This is a genomic window from Pseudoalteromonas sp. SWXJZ94C (genome assembly GCF_015864385.1).
In the GTDB taxonomy this organism is placed as follows: Bacteria; Pseudomonadota; Gammaproteobacteria; order Enterobacterales; family Alteromonadaceae; genus Pseudoalteromonas.
Genome location: NZ_JADYXF010000106.1, coordinates 1 through 2,750 on the forward strand (window position 1 = coordinate 1; position 2,750 = coordinate 2,750).

The 2,750-nt window shown below is 43.0% G+C and carries 1 protein-coding gene; it reads right to left on the reverse strand.

The window, feature by feature from the left end; translation table 11 throughout:
* Positions 1-2,750: Ig-like domain-containing protein (locus tag I6F65_RS21100; protein ID WP_231613263.1), on the reverse strand; the 2,750-nt coding region annotated here is incomplete at both ends.

Below are 2,750 nucleotides of genomic sequence, written 5' to 3' on the forward strand. Positions count from 1 at the left end.
ACCGCGTCGTCTTCTGCTGCATTTATTACTGAGTCTTCAAGCACTAGCGTTGTACTGGCTTGTGTGTCTTTAGTGAAATCTAGCGTGTTAGTAGTTACGTTGCCGGCTACATCTTGTGTGCTTACATCTACTGTGTAGTCGCCATCAGACAGTGCATTTAAAATACTGCTATCTAATTCCCATTTGCCAGCGTCATCTACACTTGCATTGCCATTAAATACAGTACTGCCGTCACTGTCTTTAATGATAATTGCTACGCTTTGGTTAGCTTCTACGTCGGTTACTGTGCCTGCTACTTTAGCAGTGCTTTGCTCAGCAGCATTTATAACTGCATCATCGCCCACATTTACCGTAACAGCGCTTTGTGTATCTTTAACAATGTTAAGATCTGCATTTGCGGTATTGCCTGCAGTGTCGGCGGTTGTTGCTGTAACAGTCAGTGCCCCTTCATCAAGGGTCGTTAAATCGAGCGAGTTACTTTGCCATGTTCCATCAGCTAAAATAATCGCTTGCCCTGTTACTGTTTTAGTACCATCAGACACCGTAACATTAACGATTTTGCCCTCTTCTATATTTACGCTTTGACCATTGATAACTACAGCCGATTTTTCTGCATTGTTAATTAATAAGTCGTTGTTTTCGCTCGGAATAGAAATTGAAGCTTGGGTGTCTTTTTCGAAAGTGGTGCTATTTGTAGCTTGGTTACCAGCATCATCAAATACACTAACAGCGGCAGTAATTGTGCCATCGGCAAGCGTATTAATATCTGCGCTACTAACTTCCCAACTGCCATCGTCATTAATTGTGACGTTGTTTATAGTAACGGGTAAGCCATTTTCATCAGTAAAAGTAACTGTTGCTGTATTAGTCGGCTCTATATCAGTAACCTGACCACTCACGACAACATTTGTTTGCTCGGCTGCATTTACTACGTCATCACCCGCTGCCATTGCAATGGTAGTAGCTGCTGTTTTGTCGTGTATGGCTGTATCGGTATTAGTGGCTGTATTACCGGCTACATCACTTACGGTGGCTGTGGCGGTTAATGTGCCATCATTAAGACCCGATAAGTCTGCATCTGTAATTGTGTAAGCATTATTGGTAACGGTGGCTTCAAAGCTGCGCTCGTTACCGGCTGTATCTTTTACTACAACCGTTACTTTTTGGTCGTCTTCAACACCGGTTGTGGTACCTGTAATTTCAACATTGGTGTTTTCGCCATTGCCATTTATTACGTTGTCGTTCGTGTCGTTTATATCGACTGTTACTGCAACGGTGGTGTCTTTAGTAAAGGTGGTTGCGTTTGTGGCTAAATTGCCCTCAACGTCTAATGCACTAACACTTACTTCAATTTCACCATCGGCAAGCGTTGTTATATCTGCTGCATCAACTTGCCATTCACCATTTGCGTTAATAGCGACGTTTTCAACTGTAACTTTTTTACCATCTTTATCAGTAAATATTACGGTGGCTGTTTGGTTAGCATCGGCTTCATCAATCACACCGCTTACTACTACATTACTTTGCTCATCACTATTAACTACGTCATCGCCCGCTGCCATTTGTATGGTAGTAACTGCTGTTTTATCGTGAATAGCTGTATCGGTATTAGTGGCTGTGTTACCGGCTACATCACTTACGGTGGCTGTGGCGGTTAATGTACCGTCGTTAAGACCCGATAAGTCTGCACCTGTAATTGTGTAAGCATTATTTGTAACGGTGGCTTCAAAGCTGCGTTCGTTACCGGCTGCATCTTTTACTACAACCGTTACTTTTTGGTTGTCTTCAACACCGGTTGTAGTACCTGTAATTTCAACATTGGTGTTTTCGCCATTGCCATTTATTACGTTGTCGTCTGTGTCGTTTATATCTACCGTTACAGTAGCTGTGGCGTCTTTGGTAAAGCTGGTTGAGTTTGTGGCTAAATTGCCCTCAACGTCTAATGCGCTAACACTTGCTGTAATTTCACCATCGGCAAGCGTTGTTATGTCTGCTGCATCAATAACCCACTCACCTGCTGCATTTATTGATACGCCAGTAACAACAACCGTGTCTTTATTGCTATCTGTAAAGGTGACTGTAGCGGTTTGGTTTGTATCGGCTTCATCAATCACACCGCTTACAACTACATTACTTTGCTCATTGCTATTAACTACGTCATCGCCCGCTGCCATTGTAATGGTAGTAACGGCTGTTTGGTCAATAATTGCGGTATCTTGGCTAGTTGCTGTATTGCCAGCTAAGTCGCTTACCGTGGCTGTGGCTGTAATTTCACCATCGTTAAAGGCTGATAAATCTTTATCTGAAATTGTATACGCTTCACCAATCACTATTGCAGTAAAGGTTTTAGTTGTTGTGCCATCGGTCACTGTTACTGTAACCGTACGGCCATTCTCTACACCAACCGCTGTGCCTGTAATTTTTACAGCTGAGCTTTCGCCATTGCCGTTAATAACGTTATCAGCTGTATCTTGTATTTCAACGGTTACATTGGCGTTGGCGTCTTTGGTAAAGCTGGTTTCATTTGTGGCTAAATTGCCCTCAACGTCTAATGCGCTAACGCTTGCTGTAATTTCACCATCGGCAAGCGTTGTTATGTCTGTTGCATCAATAACCCACTCACCTGCTGCGTTAATTGATACGCCAGTAACTACAACTGTGTCGTTATTGCTATCTGTAAAGGTGACTGTCGCGGTTTGGTTTGTATCGGCTTCTTCTATTACACCGTTTACTACCACGCTTGATTGCTC